The organism is Mesorhizobium sp. M2A.F.Ca.ET.043.02.1.1 (genome assembly GCF_003952405.1).
Lineage (GTDB): Bacteria > Pseudomonadota > Alphaproteobacteria > Rhizobiales > Rhizobiaceae > Mesorhizobium.
The window spans coordinates 541,351-559,374 of sequence record NZ_CP034445.1 but is presented as its reverse complement, the minus strand read 5'-3'; the positions used below and the strand labels follow the sequence as shown (position 1 = coordinate 559,374).

The window sequence follows — 18,024 nt, the reverse complement described above, 5'->3', positions numbered from 1 at the left end:
TCAGGCTCGTAGCTGGCTGGCCAATGGCTCGCTCTCATTTTTGATCACGTCCGGCGTCTTAAATGTTGACTCATTTAGTCCGGTAATGCACTGACTAGTAAACATGATTATTCGAGTCAAGAATTGAATCGGCATTTTATGAGGCTGCGGCCACGGTGGCCGTCAGAGGAAAGGGACCGACCCGATGAACACGCACAATCCCAACGATTTCCGCTATCGCGTCCGCCGCCCGGAAGAGACGCAGATGCGTTACGAACGGGTGCCGCTGGCGGTGAGGACGCTCTCCAGCAACACGCTGTTCCAGGGCGAGCATGAGATCGGCATCGAGCATCATGGCGCGCTCTACCGCCTGAAGATCACCCGCCAGGGCAAGCTGATCCTCAACAAGTGACCGCCATCGGCGGGCGATAGACGAACATCAGGCAATACAGGTGGACGACATGGACCAGCGCGTTAAGCCGTCGCCGGAGGAAATCCGGCGGGCGCGAGAAGAAAATCCGAAAATGCGGGAGCGCGATCTCTCGGCGCAATTGGGCATTTCGGAAGCGGAACTGGTCGCGGCGCATTGCGGCATCGGCGCGGTGCGAGTCGAGCCGCGCGTCAACGACCTTCTGACCGGCCTCGAGGCGGTCGGCGAGGTGATGGCGCTGACCCGCAACGAAAGCGCCGTGCACGAGAAGATCGGCGTGTACGACAAGGTCGTGACCGGCAACCACAACGCCATGGTGCTTGGCGAAAACATCGACCTACGCATCTTCCCGAAGGTCTGGGCGCATGGCTTTGCCGTCGAGAAGCGCGAGGGTGACGAAATCCGCCGCAGCCTGCAGTTCTTTGACGCTGCGGGCGAGGCGGTGCACAAGGTGCATCTGAAGCCCGCATCCAGCCTCTATGCCTACCAGAAGCTGGTGGCGAGCCTCGAATCGTCGAACCAGGAGCCGACCGTCGCGATCCTCCCAAGCGCCGCGGAAGGGGAGGGCGAGGCGCAGGGTTCGGTCGCCTCGATCGGCGACCTACGCGACCGCTGGAGCCGGTTGACCGATGTGCATCAGTTCTTCGGCATGCTGAAGACGCTGAAGCTCAGCCGTCGCGAGGCGGTGCGTATGGTGGGGCAGGACTATGCCTGGCTGCTCGACAATGATGCGGTAAGCGCCATGTTCCATCACGCCGCTGCAGGCGGGATGCCGATCATGTGCTTCGTGGGCAACCGCGGCTGCATCCAGATCCATTCCGGCCCGATCAAGTCGGTCAAGCCGATGGGACCATGGATCAATGTGCTCGACGAGACCTTCCATCTGCATCTGAGGACCGACCACATCCACGAAGTCTGGGCGGTGCGCAAGCCGACCAAGGACGGCCATGTCACCTCGCTGGAGGCCTACGATGCCAATGGCAGCATGATCATCCAGTTCTTCGGCAAGCGCCATGAAGGCGAAGGCGAGCGGGAAGACTGGCGTTTCCTGGCCGAGAACCTACCGCGCATTCCCAGCCCCACCGCTGCATAAGGTAGGACCCAATGCGCTTTGTTCTCAGTTTCCGCGCGGCGCTTACGCCGATGCTCGGTGTCCTGCTTGCCCTCGCTATGCAGCCTGCCAAGGCGGAAGAAGGCACGACCGTCTTTTCGGACGCCTCGCGGATCGCCTCCATAGGCGGCTCGATCACCGAGATCCTCTACGCGCTCGGCGAGGAGGGCCGTCTCGTGGCCCGCGATTCGACCAGCACCTATCCCGAGGCGGCGGCGACGCTGCCGGATGTCGGTTACATGCGCGCGCTGTCGCCCGAGGGTGTCCTGTCGGTCAATCCGACCGGAATCCTGGCGCTGCAGGGCAGCGGCCCGAAAGAAGCGGTCGACGTGCTGAAGAAATCGAGCGTGCCTTTCATCGAGGTGCCGGATCACTTCAACCATGAGGGCATCCTCGAAAAGATCCGCATCGTCGGCAAGGCGCTGGGGGTTGAGGCCATGGCCGAGAAGCTCGCCGCTGAGACGGACGCGAAGCTGACGGCCGCCGAAAGGCAGACGGCCTCGATCAAGGACCGCAAGCGCGTGCTGTTCGTGCTGTCGACCCAAGGCGGCAAGATCCTTGCCGCCGGCAGCGACACCGCGGCCGACGGCATCATCAAGCTTGCCGGTGCGGTCAACGCGGTCGAGGGCTTTTCCGGCTACAAGGGGATGACGGACGAGGCGATCGTCAGCGCCAAGCCGGATGTCATCCTGACGATGAAAGGCGGCGGGCCGCCGATCTCGGAAGACGAGCTGTTCGCCAATCCTGCTGTCGCATCGACCCCGGCAGGCACGAACCGCAAGATGATCAGCATGTGGGGCGGCTATTTGCTCGGCTTCGGCCCGCGGACAGCGGAAGCGATCCACGATCTTGCTGTGGCGCTTTATGGCAACCAGGTCACGGACTGAGCGGCGATGGCCGAACAGTCCATAGCAGCTGTGGGCAGGGTGATGGCGGCCGAGGGCGATCGCTCGGCGCGGGCAAGGGTCGCCATCGCGCTCCTGTGCCTGGCGCTGACCCTTTCGGTGTTCCTGTCACTGACGTCGGGCGCTTCGGATGCGTCCGCCGTTCGCGTCATTCGCGACTGGTTCACCGGGGCCGCGCCGGCGGATGCGGCGCTTGCCGCGCGCGACCAGCTGATCGTCTATGACATCCGCATGCCGCGCGTGCTGCTCGGCGTGCTGATCGGCGCCGCGCTCGCCGTCTGCGGCGCGGTGATGCAGGGCCTGTTCCGCAATCCGCTTGCCGATCCCGGTTTGATCGGCGTTTCCGCCGGCTCCAGCCTCGGCGCTGTGGCGATCATCGTGCTCGGCACCACATGGCTTGCGCCCTTCACGCTCGCATTCGGCACGCTTGCGCTGCCGCTCGCGGCGTTCTTCGGCGGGCTCGCGGTGACGTTGCTGCTTTATGCCATCGCCACGCGCCGGGGACGGACCTCGGTCGCCACGATGCTGCTTGCCGGCATCGCCATCAGCGCCCTTGCCATGGCGCTGACAGGCGTCCTCATCTTCATGGCCGACGACCGGCAGCTGCGCGACCTGACCTTCTGGCAGCTCGGCTCGCTGGCCGGCGCGACTTGGCCGAAGATCGGCACCGTCGGGCCGGTGATCATCCTGGCGCTGGCCGCAATGCCATTCCTGTCGCGCGGCCTCAACGCGCTGGCGTTGGGCGAGGCGACCGCAGGCCATCTCGGCATCCCGGTGCAGCGGTTGAAATACATCGCGATAGTCGGGGTGTCGGCGGCGGTCGGCGCTTCGGTCGCGGTCAGCGGCGGCATCGGGTTCATCGGCATCGTCGTGCCGCATGTCCTGCGGTTGGCGATCGGACCGGACAACCGCTATTTGCTGCCGGCCTCGGCGCTGCTCGGCGCATCGCTGCTGCTTATTGCCGACGCGGTCGCCCGCACCATCGTCGCGCCGGCCGAGCTGCCGATCGGGATCGTCACCGCAGTGGCCGGCGCGCCGTTCTTCCTGTGGATCCTGCTGCGCAAGCGCGGCGTCATTGATCTGTGAGCTTGCCATGATCGAAGCGCGCGACATTTCGGTGACGATCGGCGGCAAGCGCATCGTCTCGCATGTCGATTTCGTGGCGCGGCCCGGAGAGGTCTCGGCGATCGTGGGGCCGAACGGGTCCGGCAAGACGACCTTGCTCAAGGCGCTGACCGGCGAGCTCGCCTATACCGGCACCGTCACCCTCAACGGCCGCGATCTGTCGGCCATGAAGCCGGTCGAGGCCGCCACGCTGCGCGCCGTGCTGCCGCAGGCCACGGCGCTGTCCTTCCCGTTCACCGTGCGCGAGATCGTGCGTCTCGGCTTGATCGGCGGACGCTCCGGCGTGCTGCCTGGCGAGGATGCGCGTTTGCCCGAGCGGGCGCTGGCGCGGGTCGATCTCGACGGCTTTGCCGGCCGCTTCTACCAGGAGCTTTCCGGCGGCGAGCAGCAGCGCGTGCAGCTTGCCCGCGTGCTCTGCCAGGTCTGGGCGCCGGTGCTGGAAGGGCGGCCGCGCTATCTCTTCCTCGACGAGCCTGTCTCCAGCCTCGACGTCAAGCACCAGCTCATCATCATGAACATCGCGCGCGATTTCGCCCGGCGCGGCGGCGGCGTGGTGGCGATCCTGCACGACCTCAATCTGACGGCGATGTATGCCGACCGGATTTTCGTGCTCTCTCGTGGCCAGCTGGCGGCAGCCGGTGCACCGGTGGATGTGCTGAACGATGAACTGATCGAACAGGTGTTCGACTGCAGGCTGCAGGTCGGCGCGCTGCCCGAAGGAAGCGTGCCGTTCGTGTTGCCGCAGTCCGCCGCCTAGGCTGCAGGCGCGCGCTGCTCCAGCAGGTCGATGCCCAGCAGGTGGCGCACATTCGGGCGCGCGGCGATCAGGTCGGCGATCGTGTAGCGGGAAAGCACGGCGAAGAAGGCGTTGAGCGCCTCGCGCAGCGCCGAATTCAGGGCGCAGCTGTCGACCAGCGGGCATTCGGCGGCGTCGTTCTCGAAGCACTCGGCCATGGCGAAGCTCTCTTCGGTTACGCGCACGACATCGAACAGGCTGATCTGCTCGGCCGGGCGGCCGAGCCTGACACCGCCATTCCTGCCGCGCACGGTTTCGACGAGGCCGGCCTCGACCAGCGGCTGCAGGATCTTGAACAGGAAGAGTTCCGACACCGAATAGGCGGCGGCGATCTCGGGGATGCGGCTCAGCCTGTCGGTATTTGCGGCGCAATACATCAGGATGCGCATCGCATAATTGGTCTGGCGCGTGAGCCGCATGGTATCCTCGCGAAAATATTAGCTTAAGGCCGAATATGGCCCATAGTTTGGAACAATTCCAGACTGGACTGGCACATAGCTGAATAATCGTGTCAACTTTTTGTGCGGGCCGGGCGGATGGCGGCCCGATTTGCCCTCCTGTGCTTCGGGCGAGCGTTTCGCGGGCGCAGGCATAAAGCGCGTCGCGCTGAAGCGGATTCAGGCGACGCGCTTTAAGTCTTTGTTTTTATGCATGTCGTTTTCCCAAAACCGCTGCGCACTTTTGGGCGACATGCACTAGATAGAGGCGGGTGCAAACAGGAAACGGCCTTTTCATGTCTCAATCAGCTCCGGCTCTCGCGCCGGTTCGATTCGACGCAGACGCGCAGGCAAAGCTCTCGGCGCTGCGGCGGACCAAATTCATCGCCGCGACCGCGCTCGCGCTGTGCATCCTTGTCTTCGCGCTGGCGAAGTCCTTCCAGGCTGCCTATCCGTGGCTCGGCTTCGTCGCGGCCTTCGCCGAGGCGGCGACGATCGGCGGCATCGCCGACTGGTATGCCGTGGTGGCGCTGTTCAGGCGGCCGCTCGGGCTGCCGATCCCGCACACCGCCATCATCCCGGAGAACCAGCACCGCATCGCCGACAATCTCGGCCGCTTCATCGAGGCCAATTTCCTGGCGCCGGAGCCGGTGCGCGAAAAGCTCGCCGAGGTCGACTTCGCCGCCCTGGTCGCCGACTGGCTAGGGGATGCCGAGCGGGCCGCCGGCCTGTCGCGATTCGTCGCGCGGCTGGTGCCGCAGACATTGACCGCGGTGAAGCAATCCGGGCTGCGCGACTTCGTCACCAGCCGCATGCTGGAGCAGATCGAAAAGGTGCCGCTGGCGCCTTTGGCCGCCGACCTTCTGTCGGCGCTGACCGACGACCGCCGCCATCAAAAGCTGTTCGATGAGTTCACGCGGGTGGTCGGACGCTTCCTCAACGACGAGCGGGCGCTGGCGACGATGCGCGAGAAGATCCGCGAGGAATTACCGTCGCTGTTCAACCTGTTTCGCGCCGATGCCTATCTTTTGAAGAAGATCGTCGCTTCGGCGGGCTCGCTGCTGGATGAGGTCAGGGCCGATCCCGATCATCCGATGCGCGCCGAATTCGACCGTTTCGCGCTCGCATTCATCGAGCGGCTCAGGACCTCGAAGCAATATGCAAGGCGCGCCGAGAAGCTGAAGCGCGATTTTCTCGGCCGCCCGGAGGTGAGGGCGCTGGCCGGCGATGCGTGGGCGAGCCTGCGCCTGTTCATCGAGCAGGATGCCAATGCGGAGAAGTCGACGATCCGCGAGCACCTCTCGAACATGTTCGTCGAAGTCGGCCGGCATCTGGCCGACGACGCCAAGATCAGAGCCGACATGAACCAGGGCTTCGTCGTGGCGCTGTCTTCATTCGTGGAAAGCCAGAAGAGCGGCGTGTCGACATTCATCGCCGACCAGGTCAAGCGCTGGGACCTGGCGCAGCTGACGCGGCTGATCGAGACGAATATCGGCAAGGACCTGCAATATATCCGCTTCAATGGCATGATCATCGGCGGGCTTGCCGGCCTGGCGCTCTATACGGCGGAGCGGCTGTTTCTGGTCGATTGACGCGGGCCTAACTGGCACTATTCTCCTGCTGGCACGCCGCAAGGGCAGCAAAACGGGAGGCAGGGCATGGCAAAACAACCGGAATCCGACTCGTTCTTCGACATGTTCAGCAGGTTCGGCCGCGACCTGAAACTGCCGAATGTCGATGTCCAGGCGATCCTCGATCATCATCGCAAGAACCTCGAAGCTCTCGAGAAGTCGGCGAAGGCAAGTGCGGCCGGCGCCTCCTCGGTGCTGGCGAGGCAGCATGAGATGGTGCAGAATGCCATCAACGAGGTTACGCGGATGGCGCAGAACTACCAGGCGCCCGGCAACCCGCAGGACCTGATGAGCAAGCAGGCTGAATTTGCCCGTAAGTCGTTCGAGACGACGCTGAAGAACGCCAGCGAAGTGGCTGACCTTGTACGGAAATCCAGCACCGAATCGGTCGAGATTCTGCGCGACCGGATCAGGGATGCGATGGCGGAAATCCGCGCCGGTTACGAAAAGAAATAGGCTGTCCGGCGGTTTCGAGCCCATCATAGACCGACATGCGGTGCAACCGGCGCAGGCGCTCGAGCGTTCTGGCCTGCCCTAAAAGCATCAACTCTACCGGCGAAAATCGCGGGGCGGCGAATTGACAGAGGCTGCCGCTTCATGGTCGGGAGATAGGCAAAAGTGACGGGAAAGCCGGAATGACCGAACCACGGCGGAGAACGCCGCCGACTTTTGAACAGTTGCGCACAATGTCCGGGCAGGAACTCGGCGTGTCCGATTGGACGACGGTCGACCAGCGACGCATCGACCAGTTCGCCGAGTGCACGGGCGACCATCAGTGGATCCATGTCGATCCCGAGCGGGCAAAGCGGCAGAGCCCGTTCCGCACCACAATCGCGCATGGCTATCTGACCCTGTCGATCATCGGCGCGCTGGCGCTGGAGATGGGCATCGTGCCGGAAAACACGCAAGCCGCCTTCAACTACGGCTTCGACAAGGTGCGCTTCCTGGCGCCGGTCAAGGCCGGGGCGCGCATCAGGCTGCGCACGACGCTGCTTTCCATGGAGGATCGCGGCCCCGGCCAGTATCTTATGAAGGCCGCCAACACCGTAGAGATCGAAGGCGAGCAGAAGCCGGCGCTGACCGCCGAGACGCTGGTGATGATGTATGAGCGCCGCAAGCGGGCAGGCGCTTAGAGGCCGTTTGGAAATTCTACTCCGGCAGCCATCTGGGGGCGTTTCTGCGCTTCCGGTGCTCACGGACGCAGAGTCCGCTCCGCTCCGGTTCTCGAAACCGCACCAATGACTCGCCAGAGCGAATTTCGAAACAGCCTCTCGGCCGTAGTCATCCATGATAGCCAAGGCAGATAGCGCCTAGCGCGACAACGCCACAGGCCGCAATGCGCTTCGGCGTCAGCGTCTCGCCCAGGAAAAGCCGTCCGATCAGCACCGCGAAAACCACGCTCGTCTCGCGGATGGCCGTGATCGGACCGGCCGGCCCGAGCGCGAAGGCCGCAACCACGGCGCCGTAGGCAATCAGGGCGAAAATCCCGCCGCCAAGCGCCTTCAGCGCGTCCGGTGAACGAAAGTCCACCGTGAGCTTGCCGCGGCAGATGATGAAGGTGGCCGGGAGCAGCACGCCGTAGGTCAACAGTACCCAGGCCGTGTAGGCGCCCGAGCTTCCCACCGAGCGGACACCGATGGCATCGACCGTCGCATAGGCCGCGATGATCACGCCGGTCGCCAAGGCATACAGGATTGATTTGGTCGCCGCGCGCCCTTTGCCAAGGGAAAGGCTCATGATGCCGAGCGCGGCGAGGACGACGCCAAGGGTCTGAAGCGTGCTCAGGCGCTCGCCGGCCAGAACGAAACCACCAACCGTCACCAGGAGCGGCACAGAGCCGCGAACGATCGGGTAGACCTGTCCCAATTCACCGTAGCGATAGGCAGCCACGAGAAAGAAGCTGTAGCCGACCTGAAGGCAGGCCGAGAGAACGATATAGGGCCAGGCCGACGACGCCGGCAGGGGATGGAACAGCGCCAGCGGAACGGCGGCGATCGTCGCCGAAAAGCTCATGACCGTGACGGTCCACAGTCTGTCGCTGCCGGTTCGCAGGAAGGCATTCCAGCTGGCGTGCAGGATCGCGGCGAACAGTGCCAGGCCAATGACCGTCGCGCTCATTGCAGTTTCTCGCGCGAAGCGAGGATGGCCATTGCCGCCTTGCGGGCGTCGCGAATGGCGGCGGCTGGCTGCCCCATCCGGGCCATCAGCGTCGCGCCTTCGATCAGCATCAGCAGGGCAGCGGAAACGCTATCGGCGTCGTCGGCGGGCATCATCTCTTCGAGGATCAGCCGCATCCGGCGCTGGAGGCCGTTCTTCTGCCTGGCGGCGGCTTGAAACACCGGGTGCGCCGGATCGCCGAACTCGGCCAGGGCATGCGCGAACAGGCAGCCGTGGAAGTCGGCGCTGTGGAACCAGCGACCGTACCAGTCGAAGATTATGCCGATTTTCCGTTCGGGCGTGGCCGCCTGTTCGGCGAGACGGTCGAGTTGACGCTCGAAGCGCCCCGCACGGTAGGCCAGGACCTCGACCATCAAATCGTCCTTGCTGGGAAAGTGCCGGTACATGGTCATCTTGGCCACGTCGGCTTCGGCGATGATGCGGTCGATGCCGGTGGCGTGAAAGCCCACGCGCTTGAACAGGCCATAGGCGGTTTCAACGATATGCTGGCGCTTGTCGGTTCTGGCCGGTTCGGTCATGATAGCGGCGGTGATGAGACAGGTCTGTCTATCTACGCCTGCGCGACGAGGCCTGTCAATTGCCGGTTGGACCGGAGGCGGGAGGCAAGCGCGACGGGCCTCCGGCTTCGAGCCCGCAAGATCGCTTGGACGACCGAGGGTCGCACCTACGCGGCTTTGCGGCGGGATGCCGCCATCGCGTTATTTAGGGCCCTGAAAATGCGCTGATCTTCGCATTGCGCCACGTTGAAGCGCATGAAGCGGCCGGCGGTGTGCGACAGGCTGAAGGCGTTGCCTGGCGCCAGCACGACATTGTCCGACAGCGCCTTGCACGCGACTTCCGCCGCGTCGATGCCGTCGGGCAAGCGGCACCAGAGGAACATGCCGGCAGGCTGGTCGATCCAAGGCGTGATGCCCATTGTCTTCAGCCTGCCGGCGGTCTCGGCCATGGCGCGCGACAGGCGCGTGCGCAACTGCTCGACATGCTTGCGGTAGCTGCCGTCCTTCAACAGGGTCAGCACCAGTTCGGCCGACAGCCGCGCGCCGCCGAATGTCGTGGCGATCTTGAGATCGGTCAGGCCTTCCATCCAATCGGGTGGCGCCGCGATGAAGCCGCAGCGCACCGAGGCCGACAGCGTCTTGGCGAAGGAGCCGATCTGGACGACGCGCTGCAGCCCGTCGAACGCCGCGAGCCTTGGGGCAGCGCTGTGCTCGAAGTCTGCGAAAATATCGTCCTCGACGATGGTGAGATCCGCCTGGTCGGCGAGCTTGAGCAACCGATGCGCGGCGACCGGCGACAGGATCGCGCCGGTCGGGTTGTGGATGCCGGAATTGGTGATGTAGAGGCGCGGCCGGTGCTCGGCGAGCGCCGCGGCGAAAAGCTCGATATCCGGACCCGAAGGCGTGTAAGGCACGCCGACCACCTTGGCTTGATGGGCGCGCAGCAGGGCGTGGAAGTTGAAGTAGCAGGGGTCGTCGACCAGCACGGCATCGCCGGGCTCGATCAGGAAGCGGCATAGGAGGTCAATCGCCTGGGTGCCGCAGTCGGTCAGCATGATCTGGTCGGGCGAGGCTTCCACGCCATGCTTGGTCATGCGCCTTGCCAGCAATTGGCGCAGCGGCGGCAGGCCGAGCGGCGTGCCATAGTCCGCAAGCACCACGTCGTCGGCGCGGGCGGCGCTGCGCAGCGCCCGGCGCAAGGCAGCCTGCGGCATCCAGGACGCCGGCAGCCAGCCGCAGCCGGGCTTCAGCATCTCCTCGCCGGCTTCGAGCGATTGCCGCGACACCCAGAGGGGGTCGACGGCGCGGTCAAGCCGAGGGCCGATCTTGGCGAGTGACAATGGCGCAAGCTGGCCGGCGGCGTAGAAACCCGAACCCGGGCGCGAACGGATCGTGCCTTCCGCGGCGAGGCGCTCATAGGCTTCGACCACGGTCGACTTCGAAACCTGCATGGATTTGGCCATGGCCCGTATCGACGGCAGGCGGGCTCCGGGCGTCAGCGTGCGCGCCGCGATACGCTGGCGGATCGCCGCCATGACGGTTTCGACGAGGGTGGCGCCGCTGGCATTTGGGCCTGATGTGTCCATCTGTACTTCCCTGCCGACCATTACAGTTTTGTGGAATTGTACTCCATTGTCTCTGGCGACACCATGGCCGGCGCCGGTAGGGAAGCGCAAACGGAGCAGATCATGGAAAAGAGTTTCGACGGCTGGCTCAGCGGCTTTATCGGCGTGCTGATCTTCAGCGGATCGCTGCCGGCGACGCGGCTGGCGGTGATGGATTTCGACCCGACCTTCCTGACGGCGGCACGGGCGGCGATCGCCGGCCTTCTGGGGATCGCGATGCTGCTGCTGTTCCGCGAGAAACGTCCGGAGCGAGGGGATCTGGTCTCGCTGGCCGTCGTCGCGCTGGGTGTCGTGGTCGGCTTCCCGTTGCTGACGGCGCTGGCGTTGAAGCATGTCACCTCGGCGCATTCGATTATCTTTGTCGGCCTGCTGCCGCTGGCGACCGCGATCTTCGGCGTGCTGCGCGGCGGCGACCGTCCGCGCCCGGCCTTCTGGCTGTTCTCGTGCCTGGGCAGCGCCTTGGTCGCCGGCTTTGCCCTGGCGCAAGGCGTGACCGCGTCGCCCGTCGGAGACAGCCTGATGCTCGGCGCCATCATCGTCTGCGGGCTGGGCTACGCCGAAGGGGCCAGGCTGTCGCGCAAGCTCGGCGGCTGGCAGGTGATCTGCTGGGCGCTGGCGCTGTCGCTGCCGGTCATGCTGGCGTTGAGCTTCGCGACGCTGCCGCCATCTTTCTCGGCGATCGGATCGAGCGCCTGGATCGGCCTTGGCTATGTCTCGCTGTTCAGCATGCTGATCGGCTTCGTGTTCTGGTATCGCGGCCTGGCGCAAGGTGGCATCGCCGCGGTCGGGCAGCTGCAATTGTTGCAGCCCTTCTTCGGCCTGGCGCTGGCGGCGAGCCTGCTGCACGAACAGGTCAGCCCGTTGATGGTGGTCGTCACGCTCGGCGTCGTGGCCTGCGTGTTCGGGGCGAAGAAGTTTGCGCGGTAGACGCCTACTAAAACTTCGTGACCACTCCGATGCCGATCCCTTCGAAGCCGCCCATCGCCATCAGGGCCGCGGGCGCTTCCTCCAAGCTGATCCTTTTGCCGACCAGCAATTCGGGCTTCAGCTTGCCGGTGCGGATCATCTCCATCATCGCGGAATAGCGGTAGGCCTGCATGCCGTGGCTGCCGAGGATTTCGAGCTCGAAGGCAATGACCTTGTCCATCGGTACCTGCGGACGGGCATGATCGCCCAGCATCAGACCGACCTGAACGTGGCGACCGCGCCGGCGCAGGTTCGAGATCGAATTGAACGAGGTGGTCGGGTGCCCGAGCGCGTCCATCGACATATGCGCGCCGCCATTGGTGATCTGCTTGACCGCCTTCACCACATTCGGCGTCGTCGAGGCGTTGATGGTCGCCACCGCGCCGATCTTCTTCGCGAATTCGAGCTTCTCGTCCGTGAGGTCGATGGCAATCACATTGGCGCCCATGGCGCTGGCGATCATGATCGCCGACAGGCCGACGCCGCCGCAGCCATGCACGGCCACCCATTCGCCGGGGGTCACCCGGCCCTGGTCGACGATGGCGCGAAACGAGGTGACGAAGCGGCAGCCGAGGCTTGCCGCGGTAGCGTATTCCATCGCGTCGGGCAGGCGCACGAGATTGGTGTCGGCATGCTCGATGCCGACATATTCGGCGAACGAGCCCCAGCCGGTGAAGCCCGGCTGCGTCTGGTGCTCGCAGACCTGATGGTTGCCGGAGGTGCATTCGAAGCAGCGGCCGCAACCGACGGCGAAGGGGACCGTGACGCGGTCGCCGGCCTTCCAGCGGCTGACCTGCTTGCCGGCGGCGACGACGACGCCGGCAAGCTCGTGTCCGGGAACATGCGGCAAGGTGATGCCGTCGTCATGGCCCATCCAACCATGCCAGTCGCTGCGGCAAAGCCCGGTCGCCTCTACTTTGATGACGACGCCGTCCGGGGCGGGCTTTGGATCCGGCACGGTCTGGATGGTCGGCGTCTCACCGAATTTTTCGAAGACAACGGCTTTCATAGGATTGCTTCCATATATCTCAGTTCAATGGCAGGTGGCTGGACGACGATCCGAACTAAGGTGGCAACGGTGGTTGGTCTAGAAGGGGCTGCCGCTTGCGAACCCATTCATCGGCCTCGGCATCCCATGGCCAAACGCCGGAGGTTGTTGGAAAAATTAGCTGCATGATCCGGAAATCCGGCCCGTCGTAGAACCAGATATTCCAACCGAAATATTCGGGATAGTGGTCCGGGTGGACCGCACCGAACTGACAGTCGAAGCCACCTCCCAGGAAACCCGACGCCCGCTCTCCGATGCGGAACCTCTCGCCGCCGCGCACGCGTCTGCAGTACTCATTGACGATGGTCATCGAAAGCTCCGGCTTGAGCCCGATGACGACCAATTCAGGGACGCCAAAATTGTGCTCTATCCCGACCGAGTATGCGAATGGCGGAACCTCGTCCTCCTCCAGCACATAGAGGATATGACACCCGAACTCGTCGATGTCGGCCAGTGCCTTGGCCTCCTCGGCGTCTTTGGCTTCCCTACTCGGCATCGATCTGGTTCTGCGGCGCTGCCTGCTGGAACGCCGGCAGCGCCATGCAGGCGGCGTTGATGCGCGCGATTACCGGGTAGGGCGCCATGTCGACACCGAAGCGGGCATTGTTGGTGACCTGCGCGGCAAGGCAGATATCGGCCATGCCCGGCGTGTCGCCATGGCAGAAGGCGCCGGTCTCGGGCGAGGAGGCGAGAATCTTTTCAAGCGGCTGGAAGCCTTCGTTCACCCAGTGCCGGAACCAGTTGACGACGTCCTCGTCGCCGGCGCCGAACAAGGTGCGCAGCGAGGTCAGCACGCGCAGATTGTTCACCGGGTGGATGTCGCAGGCGATCATCTGCGCCAGCATCCTGACGCGAGCCCGACCCAACGCATCCTTCGGCAGCAGCGGTGGCTCGGGCTCAATCTCGTCGAGATATTCGATGATCGCCAGCGACTGCGTCAAAAGCCGGCCGTTATCCAGCACCAGCGCCGGCACCAGCCCTTGCGGGTTGATCGCGAGATAGGCGGGCTCGAGATGCTCGCCGTGCCGCAGATGATGCGGCACATAGGTATAGTCCAGCCCCTTCATCGCCAGCGCGATCCGCACCCGGTAGGAGGTGGAGGAGCGGTAGTAATTGTGGAGGACGAGGTCGCTCATCGCCTCGGTTGTCCGATGGCCACCTCGACCGTGCCGATGCCGTCGACCCCGCCGGTGATCCTGTCTCCGGCCTGAACCGGACCGACGCCGGCCGGCGTGCCGGTGAAGATCAGGTCGCCCGGCCGAAGCTCGACCGCCTCGCTGCAGATCGAGACGATGTCGGCGATCGGCCAGATAAGCTCGGCAAGATCGCCGTCCTGTTTCACCGCGCCGTTGACGGCAAGCCAGATGCGGCCTTTGTCCGGATGTCCTGATGTCGCGGCCGGAACCAGCGGACCGCAAGGCGCGGACTGGTCGAAGGCCTTCGACCAGTCCCACGGACGTGCCGCTTTCTTCGCCTGATCCTGCAGGTCGCGGCGGGTCAGGTCGACGCCGACGCCGTAGCCCCAGACATGAGCGAGCGCATCGGCGCGCGGAATGCGGAAGCCGGCCTTGCCGATGGCGACGACCAGCTCGATCTCGTGATGCAGATTCGAGGTCAGCGGCGGGTAGGGGATCTCGGCGCCGCTATCGACCACCGCGTCGGCCGGCTTGGTGAAGAAGAAGGGCGGATCGCGCTCGTCATTGCCGAGCTCGCGCGCATGCGCCGCATAGTTGCGACCGACGCAGAAGATGCGGCGCACGGCAAACCGTTCCGTCGAGCCGGCAATAGCGACCGAGGCGGTTGCTGGCGGCGGAAGGACGAATTCTGGCATGGGCTGTCTCTGTGTTGGTATGAATCGTGCGCACCTTCGGCCGATTTCGATGGCCGGGCAAGACTGAGGACGCTCCCGCGCATATCGGCCTGTCGTTTCAATGGCAACGCGCTATACCATTGGGCCCCTGTACCATTGGGCGATATACTATTTGCCAATAATCTGGCCATGGTCACCGGACTATCCTGTACCGGCCGAAACCGAACCGATGCCTGAACCCGTGCAATGAGCTCCGTCAGCGACCGCGCCCGCTTCCTGATCATCGACGATCACCCGCTGTTTCGCGAGGCGCTGCACAGCGCCGTGCAGATGGCCTATCCGGACGTCGACACGGTCGAGGCGCGCTCGATCACGGAGGCGATCGAACTCCTCGCCGACGCCAAGCCGTTCGACCTCGCGCTGCTCGATTTGAGCATGCCCGACGTGCATGGCTTCGAAGGGCTGTTGCAGCTCAGAACCCGCTACCCGCGGCTGCCGGTGGTGATCGTGTCAGGCTATGAGGAGCCGAAGATCATCTCCGAGGCGCTGTCCTACGGCGCGGCCGGCTTCATCCCGAAATCGGCGCGCAAGAGCGACCTCGCCGCCGCCATCCGCTCGGTGATGGATGGCGCTGTCTACGTGCCGGAAAATTACGAAGGCCAGCCGCTCGACCCCGACAGCACCGACCGCGCCGACATGGTGCAGCGCCTGGCCAGGCTGACGCCGCAGCAGCTCAGGGTGCTGCAGATGCTGCGCCAGGGCATGCTCAACAAGCAGATCGCCTACGAGCTGCAGGTGGGCGAGACGACGGTGAAGGCACATGTCTCGGAGATCCTGCGCAAGCTCAATGTGTATAGCAGGACGCAAGCGGTGATCGAGGTGTCGAAGCTCGACAATGCGGAGCTGTTTCGCGACCAGGCGGGGTTTTGAGGGACAAATTCTAAGCTAACAGATGCGCCAGCAGCGCGCGCAACTGTGCCGGTTTCAGCGGCTTGCGCATCAGTTCGATGCCGGCGGACCGCGCAGCCTTGGCGACGAGCTCTGACCCATCGGCGGTGACGATCAGCGCCGGCACTGGACGGCGGAGATAGTCGCGGACTTCGGCGATGGTGGCGGTGCCGAGGTCGCCACCGTCGAGATGCTGGTCGGCGATGATGATGTCGGGCACCCAGTCGGTGTCGCCCAGAAGATCGAGCGCGTCGTCGGTCGAGGTCGCGGCGCGCACCAGGCACTGCCAGCGTTCGAGCAGCGAAGTCATGGCGGAGAGCACGTCGGCGTCGTTCTCGACCAGCAAGACCTTGGTGCCGAAGAGACCATAACCGCGCGGACGGTCCATGTCGGCAATGCCCGTCGCCGGTTCGGCGGCCGCCATGCCGATCGGCACGTCGATGTGGAAGATGGTGCCGCGCCCGACCCTCGAGGAAAAGGTAACGGGGTGGCCAAGCGCAGCCGCCATGCGGCGCACGATGGCGAGGCCCAGCCCCAGCCCGCCGGCCAATCCGCCGTCGGCAAGCGTCGAGGTGCCGCGATGGAACTCCTCGAACACCGCTTCGCGCTGGTCCTCGGCAATGCCGCAGCCGGTGTCGGCGACGTCGATGCGGATGGTGTCGCCGCGATGCCTGGTGCCGACCAGCACGCCGCCGGAGCGGGTGTAGCGCAGCGCGTTGGAGAGGATGTTCTGCAGGATGCGCCTGAGCAGCGTGCGGTCGGAGCGCACCACGACATTGACCGGCCGGAATTTCAGCGACAGGCCTTTTTTCTCAGCCTCGGGCAAGAAATCCGAACGCAGCGAGGAAAACAGCGTCTCCAGGCTGACGTCGCCGATCTCAGGCTGCACCACGCCGGCGTCGAGCTTGGAAATGTCGAGTAGCGTGCGCAGCAGGTCTTCCATCGTCTCCAGCGAGCGCTCGACCTGGCGCACCAGCTTCTTGCCTTCCTCGCTTGTCTGGACCTCGGCCAGCGCCGAGACCGACAGATGCGCGGCGTTGAGCGGCTGCAGCACGTCGTGGCTGGCGGCGGCGAGGAACCTGGTCTTGGAGAGGTTCGCCAGCTCGGCGTTTTCCTTCGCCGCGCTGAGCTCGATGTTCGATTGCTCGAGCCGGCGTAGCGTCGCGTGCAATTCCTCGGTGCGGTTGCGCACCCGGTTTTCCAGCGAGATGGCGGTCTGGAACAGCGAGAAGGCGTTGCCCTGCTGGTCCATCGAGCGCTCGACGCGGCTGACAAGCGCCGCGTTGATCTTCTTCAGCCTGTCGACGTCGTCGATGTCGCGCAGCGGCATGCCGTTCACTCGGCCGCCTGGCGCTCGCCGAATGCGATGCCGGTGAAGGTCTGGTTGAGATGCATCGAGCGGTACTGCTCGCCATAGGTGCCGAACCCGATGACCTTGTTGGTCCGGTAGAGCTCGGAAATGTCGCGGAAGACCTGGCGGTTGCGCGCATCGAGCCGGCGCAGCACGCAGTCGAAGCCCAGGATCATGTCTATCCCGCCGAGCTTGTGCTCGACATCCTCGAAAGCGGTGCGTGTCGATTCCACCATGTTCTTCGGCTGGGCGATGGAAAGCACGATACCGTCGTCGATGGCGCAGAAGAAGGACAGTGAGCCGTCAGGATGCATGCGCTGGATCGATCGGCAATAATATTCGCCGCCGACCTTCACCACGACGGGGTGCGAGGCAAAGCTCAGCGGCGTCAGCGTCTGCGGCAGGATGCCGACGGAGGTTGCGTATTCCTCGGCCGCGTTGGCGGCGTTGAATTCGCGCACTATGCGATGGTCGGGGTCGGACGCCGTCACCACCAGCTTCTCGTCGGTCGGGATGAAATTGTCGGTCTTGAAGACGTGGAAAGGAATTTCGGTCGCAACCAGCACGATGACGGCGCTATCGGAGGCGACCCTGCCATTGGCCATCAGCCTGGTCGTCTCGAATTTGAGGTCGTCGCCGGCCGAGCCGCCGATCAGCGGGACGTCGTCCAGTCCCCAGTGGATGGCCGAGGTCACCGCTTCCTCGGCATAGGACAGCCCGTCGATGAAACAGAGCGCGAAAATCTGCTTCGAGCGGTCGTGGCCGATGCGCTCGCGCAGCAGGCGCCGCAACGCCGCGACCTCGCCGGTGATACTGTCCATGCTGGACGAAGAGAGGTTTTCGACCATGACGGAGACGGTTGAAAACGACGCCGAAGGCAAAAGCAGGGCAAGGATATGCCCTTCCTCCAGTCCCTGGGGCGTGATCTCGCCAGCGGTCGAGCAGCCGGCATAGGCGAGCGACGGCGCGTATGCTTTCAGCGCCTGCGCCAACGCCGCCGCGTCGACCAGGCCTTGAGAGAAGAACAGAAGCGCGAAGCCGGCATCGACGATTGCCGCTTCGGCGGCGATGGCCCGCGCAAAGGCGTTTGGGTCGGGCTCATCCGTGGTGAGCGCCGATAGGCCCGATGCATAGCGTGTGCTCGAACTGGCCAGCTGCCTTCTCCGCAATTCCTCCGACGCGGTTTA

At 64.6% G+C, this 18,024-nt stretch carries 20 protein-coding genes; 10 read left to right on the top strand and 10 right to left on the bottom strand.

The genetic code is table 11. The annotated features are described in order from the left end of the window. Window positions 1-184 precede the first annotated feature (184 nt). Genes hemP through EJ068_RS02645 form a run of 5 tightly spaced genes read left to right on the top strand, consistent with a single transcriptional unit; the run spans window position 185 to window position 4,307 of the window. The gene (gene hemP, locus EJ068_RS02665) at window positions 185-391 is read left to right on the top strand and encodes a hemin uptake protein HemP (RefSeq protein ID WP_042644917.1); all 207 of its coding nucleotides are present in this window, start codon (window positions 185-187) and stop codon (window positions 389-391) included. Window positions 392-440: 49 nt separating this feature from the next. Then, window positions 441-1,502 carry a hemin-degrading factor gene (locus EJ068_RS02660; protein WP_127251551.1) on the top strand — a complete coding sequence of 354 codons (1,062 nt, stop codon included), beginning with the start codon at window positions 441-443 and terminating at the stop codon, window positions 1,500-1,502. Between the two features lie 11 nt (window positions 1,503-1,513). Continuing rightward, on the top strand, window positions 1,514-2,407 hold the full coding sequence (locus EJ068_RS02655) for a hemin ABC transporter substrate-binding protein (RefSeq protein WP_127251552.1): 894 nt from the start codon (window positions 1,514-1,516) through the stop codon (window positions 2,405-2,407). 6 nt (window positions 2,408-2,413) lie between these two features. Beyond that, on the top strand, window positions 2,414-3,511 hold the full coding sequence (locus tag EJ068_RS02650) for an iron ABC transporter permease (protein WP_127251553.1): 1,098 nt from the start codon (window positions 2,414-2,416) through the stop codon (window positions 3,509-3,511). A 7-nt stretch (window positions 3,512-3,518) separates the two neighbouring features. Then, window positions 3,519-4,307 carry a heme ABC transporter ATP-binding protein gene (locus EJ068_RS02645; RefSeq protein WP_127251554.1) on the top strand — a complete coding sequence of 263 codons (789 nt, stop codon included), beginning with the start codon at window positions 3,519-3,521 and terminating at the stop codon, window positions 4,305-4,307. Here EJ068_RS02645 and rirA read toward each other — a convergent pair. Next, on the bottom strand, window positions 4,304-4,765 hold the full coding sequence (rirA, locus tag EJ068_RS02640; protein WP_040982432.1) for an iron-responsive transcriptional regulator RirA: 462 nt from the start codon (window positions 4,763-4,765) through the stop codon (window positions 4,304-4,306). The two genes, EJ068_RS02645 and rirA, sit on opposite strands and share 4 nt — an antisense overlap. Window positions 4,766-5,079: 314 nt before the next feature. Between rirA and EJ068_RS02635 the strand changes: the two genes are divergently transcribed. The 3 genes from EJ068_RS02635 to EJ068_RS02625 all read left to right on the top strand — a co-directional run bounded on the left by EJ068_RS02635 (window position 5,080) and on the right by EJ068_RS02625 (window position 7,547). After that, the gene (locus tag EJ068_RS02635) at window positions 5,080-6,375 is read left to right on the top strand and encodes a DUF445 domain-containing protein (RefSeq protein ID WP_127252961.1); all 1,296 of its coding nucleotides are present in this window, start codon (window positions 5,080-5,082) and stop codon (window positions 6,373-6,375) included. A 66-nt stretch (window positions 6,376-6,441) separates the two neighbouring features. Continuing rightward, window positions 6,442-6,870 (top strand): TIGR01841 family phasin, encoded by a 429-nt coding sequence (gene phaP, locus EJ068_RS02630; RefSeq protein WP_126082231.1) that lies wholly within the window; start codon window positions 6,442-6,444, stop codon window positions 6,868-6,870. Window positions 6,871-7,049: 179 nt separating this feature from the next. Next, window positions 7,050-7,547 (top strand): MaoC family dehydratase, encoded by a 498-nt coding sequence (locus EJ068_RS02625; protein WP_095815407.1) that lies wholly within the window; start codon window positions 7,050-7,052, stop codon window positions 7,545-7,547. A 148-nt stretch (window positions 7,548-7,695) separates the two neighbouring features. Here EJ068_RS02625 and EJ068_RS02620 read toward each other — a convergent pair whose 3' ends face one another. From EJ068_RS02620 to EJ068_RS02610, 3 genes are all read right to left on the bottom strand, one after another. Then, the gene (locus EJ068_RS02620) at window positions 7,696-8,532 is read right to left on the bottom strand and encodes a DMT family transporter (RefSeq protein WP_127252962.1); all 837 of its coding nucleotides are present in this window, start codon (window positions 8,530-8,532) and stop codon (window positions 7,696-7,698) included. After that, window positions 8,529-9,110 (bottom strand): TetR/AcrR family transcriptional regulator, encoded by a 582-nt coding sequence (locus EJ068_RS02615; protein WP_127252963.1) that lies wholly within the window; start codon window positions 9,108-9,110, stop codon window positions 8,529-8,531. The genes EJ068_RS02620 and EJ068_RS02615 overlap by 4 nt, the downstream gene beginning before the upstream one ends. A gap of 146 nt (window positions 9,111-9,256) precedes the next feature. Continuing rightward, window positions 9,257-10,675, bottom strand: a complete 1,419-nt coding sequence (locus EJ068_RS02610; RefSeq protein ID WP_245463324.1) for a PLP-dependent aminotransferase family protein — start codon at window positions 10,673-10,675, stop codon at window positions 9,257-9,259. 102 nt (window positions 10,676-10,777) lie between these two features. Between EJ068_RS02610 and EJ068_RS02605 the strand changes: the two genes are divergently transcribed. Beyond that, on the top strand, window positions 10,778-11,641 hold the full coding sequence (locus EJ068_RS02605; RefSeq protein ID WP_127252965.1) for a DMT family transporter: 864 nt from the start codon (window positions 10,778-10,780) through the stop codon (window positions 11,639-11,641). A 7-nt stretch (window positions 11,642-11,648) separates the two neighbouring features. Here the strand turns inward: EJ068_RS02605 and EJ068_RS02600 are convergent, their stop codons facing one another. From EJ068_RS02600 to EJ068_RS02585, 4 genes are read right to left on the bottom strand one after another with little or no spacing between them, the layout of a single operon-like run. After that, entirely contained in the window at window positions 11,649-12,689 is a 1,041-nt protein-coding gene (locus tag EJ068_RS02600; RefSeq protein WP_127252966.1) for a zinc-dependent alcohol dehydrogenase family protein, read from the bottom strand. Window positions 12,690-12,744: 55 nt separating this feature from the next. Continuing rightward, the gene (locus tag EJ068_RS02595; protein ID WP_129554459.1) at window positions 12,745-13,224 is read right to left on the bottom strand and encodes a DUF4262 domain-containing protein; all 480 of its coding nucleotides are present in this window, start codon (window positions 13,222-13,224) and stop codon (window positions 12,745-12,747) included. Beyond that, entirely contained in the window at window positions 13,214-13,864 is a 651-nt protein-coding gene (gene maiA / locus EJ068_RS02590) for a maleylacetoacetate isomerase (protein ID WP_127252968.1), read from the bottom strand. Before maiA ends, EJ068_RS02595 begins: the two co-directional genes overlap by 11 nt. After that, window positions 13,861-14,559, bottom strand: a complete 699-nt coding sequence (locus EJ068_RS02585; RefSeq protein WP_127252969.1) for a fumarylacetoacetate hydrolase family protein — start codon at window positions 14,557-14,559, stop codon at window positions 13,861-13,863. The genes maiA and EJ068_RS02585 overlap by 4 nt, the downstream gene beginning before the upstream one ends. A gap of 225 nt (window positions 14,560-14,784) precedes the next feature. Between EJ068_RS02585 and EJ068_RS02580 the strand changes: the two genes are divergently transcribed. Next, window positions 14,785-15,468 (top strand): response regulator transcription factor, encoded by a 684-nt coding sequence (locus EJ068_RS02580; RefSeq protein WP_127252970.1) that lies wholly within the window; start codon window positions 14,785-14,787, stop codon window positions 15,466-15,468. 10 nt (window positions 15,469-15,478) lie between these two features. On the opposite strand, the gene EJ068_RS02575 is transcribed toward EJ068_RS02580, so the two are convergent. Beyond that, window positions 15,479-16,816 carry a hybrid sensor histidine kinase/response regulator gene (locus EJ068_RS02575; RefSeq protein ID WP_127386211.1) on the bottom strand — a complete coding sequence of 446 codons (1,338 nt, stop codon included), beginning with the start codon at window positions 16,814-16,816 and terminating at the stop codon, window positions 15,479-15,481. Window positions 16,817-16,821: 5 nt separating this feature from the next. Next, window positions 16,822-18,006 (bottom strand): FIST N-terminal domain-containing protein, encoded by a 1,185-nt coding sequence (locus tag EJ068_RS02570; RefSeq protein ID WP_127250387.1) that lies wholly within the window; start codon window positions 18,004-18,006, stop codon window positions 16,822-16,824. Window positions 18,007-18,024 lie beyond the last annotated feature (18 nt).

Coding starts and splice junctions, on each gene's coding strand:
- EJ068_RS02610 (WP_245463324.1), bottom strand. CDS start 10,675: ATGGACACATCAGGCCCAAATGCCAGCGGCGCCACCCTCGTCGAAACC.
- EJ068_RS02635 (WP_127252961.1), top strand. CDS start 5,080: ATGTCTCAATCAGCTCCGGCTCTCGCGCCGGTTCGATTCGACGCAGAC.
- maiA (WP_127252968.1), bottom strand. CDS start 13,864: ATGAGCGACCTCGTCCTCCACAATTACTACCGCTCCTCCACCTCCTAC.
- EJ068_RS02625 (WP_095815407.1), top strand. CDS start 7,050: ATGACCGAACCACGGCGGAGAACGCCGCCGACTTTTGAACAGTTGCGC.
- EJ068_RS02580 (WP_127252970.1), top strand. CDS start 14,785: ATGAGCTCCGTCAGCGACCGCGCCCGCTTCCTGATCATCGACGATCAC.
- rirA (WP_040982432.1), bottom strand. CDS start 4,765: ATGCGGCTCACGCGCCAGACCAATTATGCGATGCGCATCCTGATGTAT.
- EJ068_RS02620 (WP_127252962.1), bottom strand. CDS start 8,532: ATGAGCGCGACGGTCATTGGCCTGGCACTGTTCGCCGCGATCCTGCAC.
- EJ068_RS02595 (WP_129554459.1), bottom strand. CDS start 13,224: ATGCCGAGTAGGGAAGCCAAAGACGCCGAGGAGGCCAAGGCACTGGCC.
- EJ068_RS02600 (WP_127252966.1), bottom strand. CDS start 12,689: ATGAAAGCCGTTGTCTTCGAAAAATTCGGTGAGACGCCGACCATCCAG.
- EJ068_RS02615 (WP_127252963.1), bottom strand. CDS start 9,110: ATGACCGAACCGGCCAGAACCGACAAGCGCCAGCATATCGTTGAAACC.
- hemP (WP_042644917.1), top strand. CDS start 185: ATGAACACGCACAATCCCAACGATTTCCGCTATCGCGTCCGCCGCCCG.
- phaP (WP_126082231.1), top strand. CDS start 6,442: ATGGCAAAACAACCGGAATCCGACTCGTTCTTCGACATGTTCAGCAGG.
- EJ068_RS02585 (WP_127252969.1), bottom strand. CDS start 14,559: ATGCCAGAATTCGTCCTTCCGCCGCCAGCAACCGCCTCGGTCGCTATT.
- EJ068_RS02655 (WP_127251552.1), top strand. CDS start 1,514: ATGCGCTTTGTTCTCAGTTTCCGCGCGGCGCTTACGCCGATGCTCGGT.
- EJ068_RS02660 (WP_127251551.1), top strand. CDS start 441: ATGGACCAGCGCGTTAAGCCGTCGCCGGAGGAAATCCGGCGGGCGCGA.
- EJ068_RS02605 (WP_127252965.1), top strand. CDS start 10,778: ATGGAAAAGAGTTTCGACGGCTGGCTCAGCGGCTTTATCGGCGTGCTG.
- EJ068_RS02575 (WP_127386211.1), bottom strand. CDS start 16,816: ATGCCGCTGCGCGACATCGACGACGTCGACAGGCTGAAGAAGATCAAC.
- EJ068_RS02645 (WP_127251554.1), top strand. CDS start 3,519: ATGATCGAAGCGCGCGACATTTCGGTGACGATCGGCGGCAAGCGCATC.
- EJ068_RS02650 (WP_127251553.1), top strand. CDS start 2,414: ATGGCCGAACAGTCCATAGCAGCTGTGGGCAGGGTGATGGCGGCCGAG.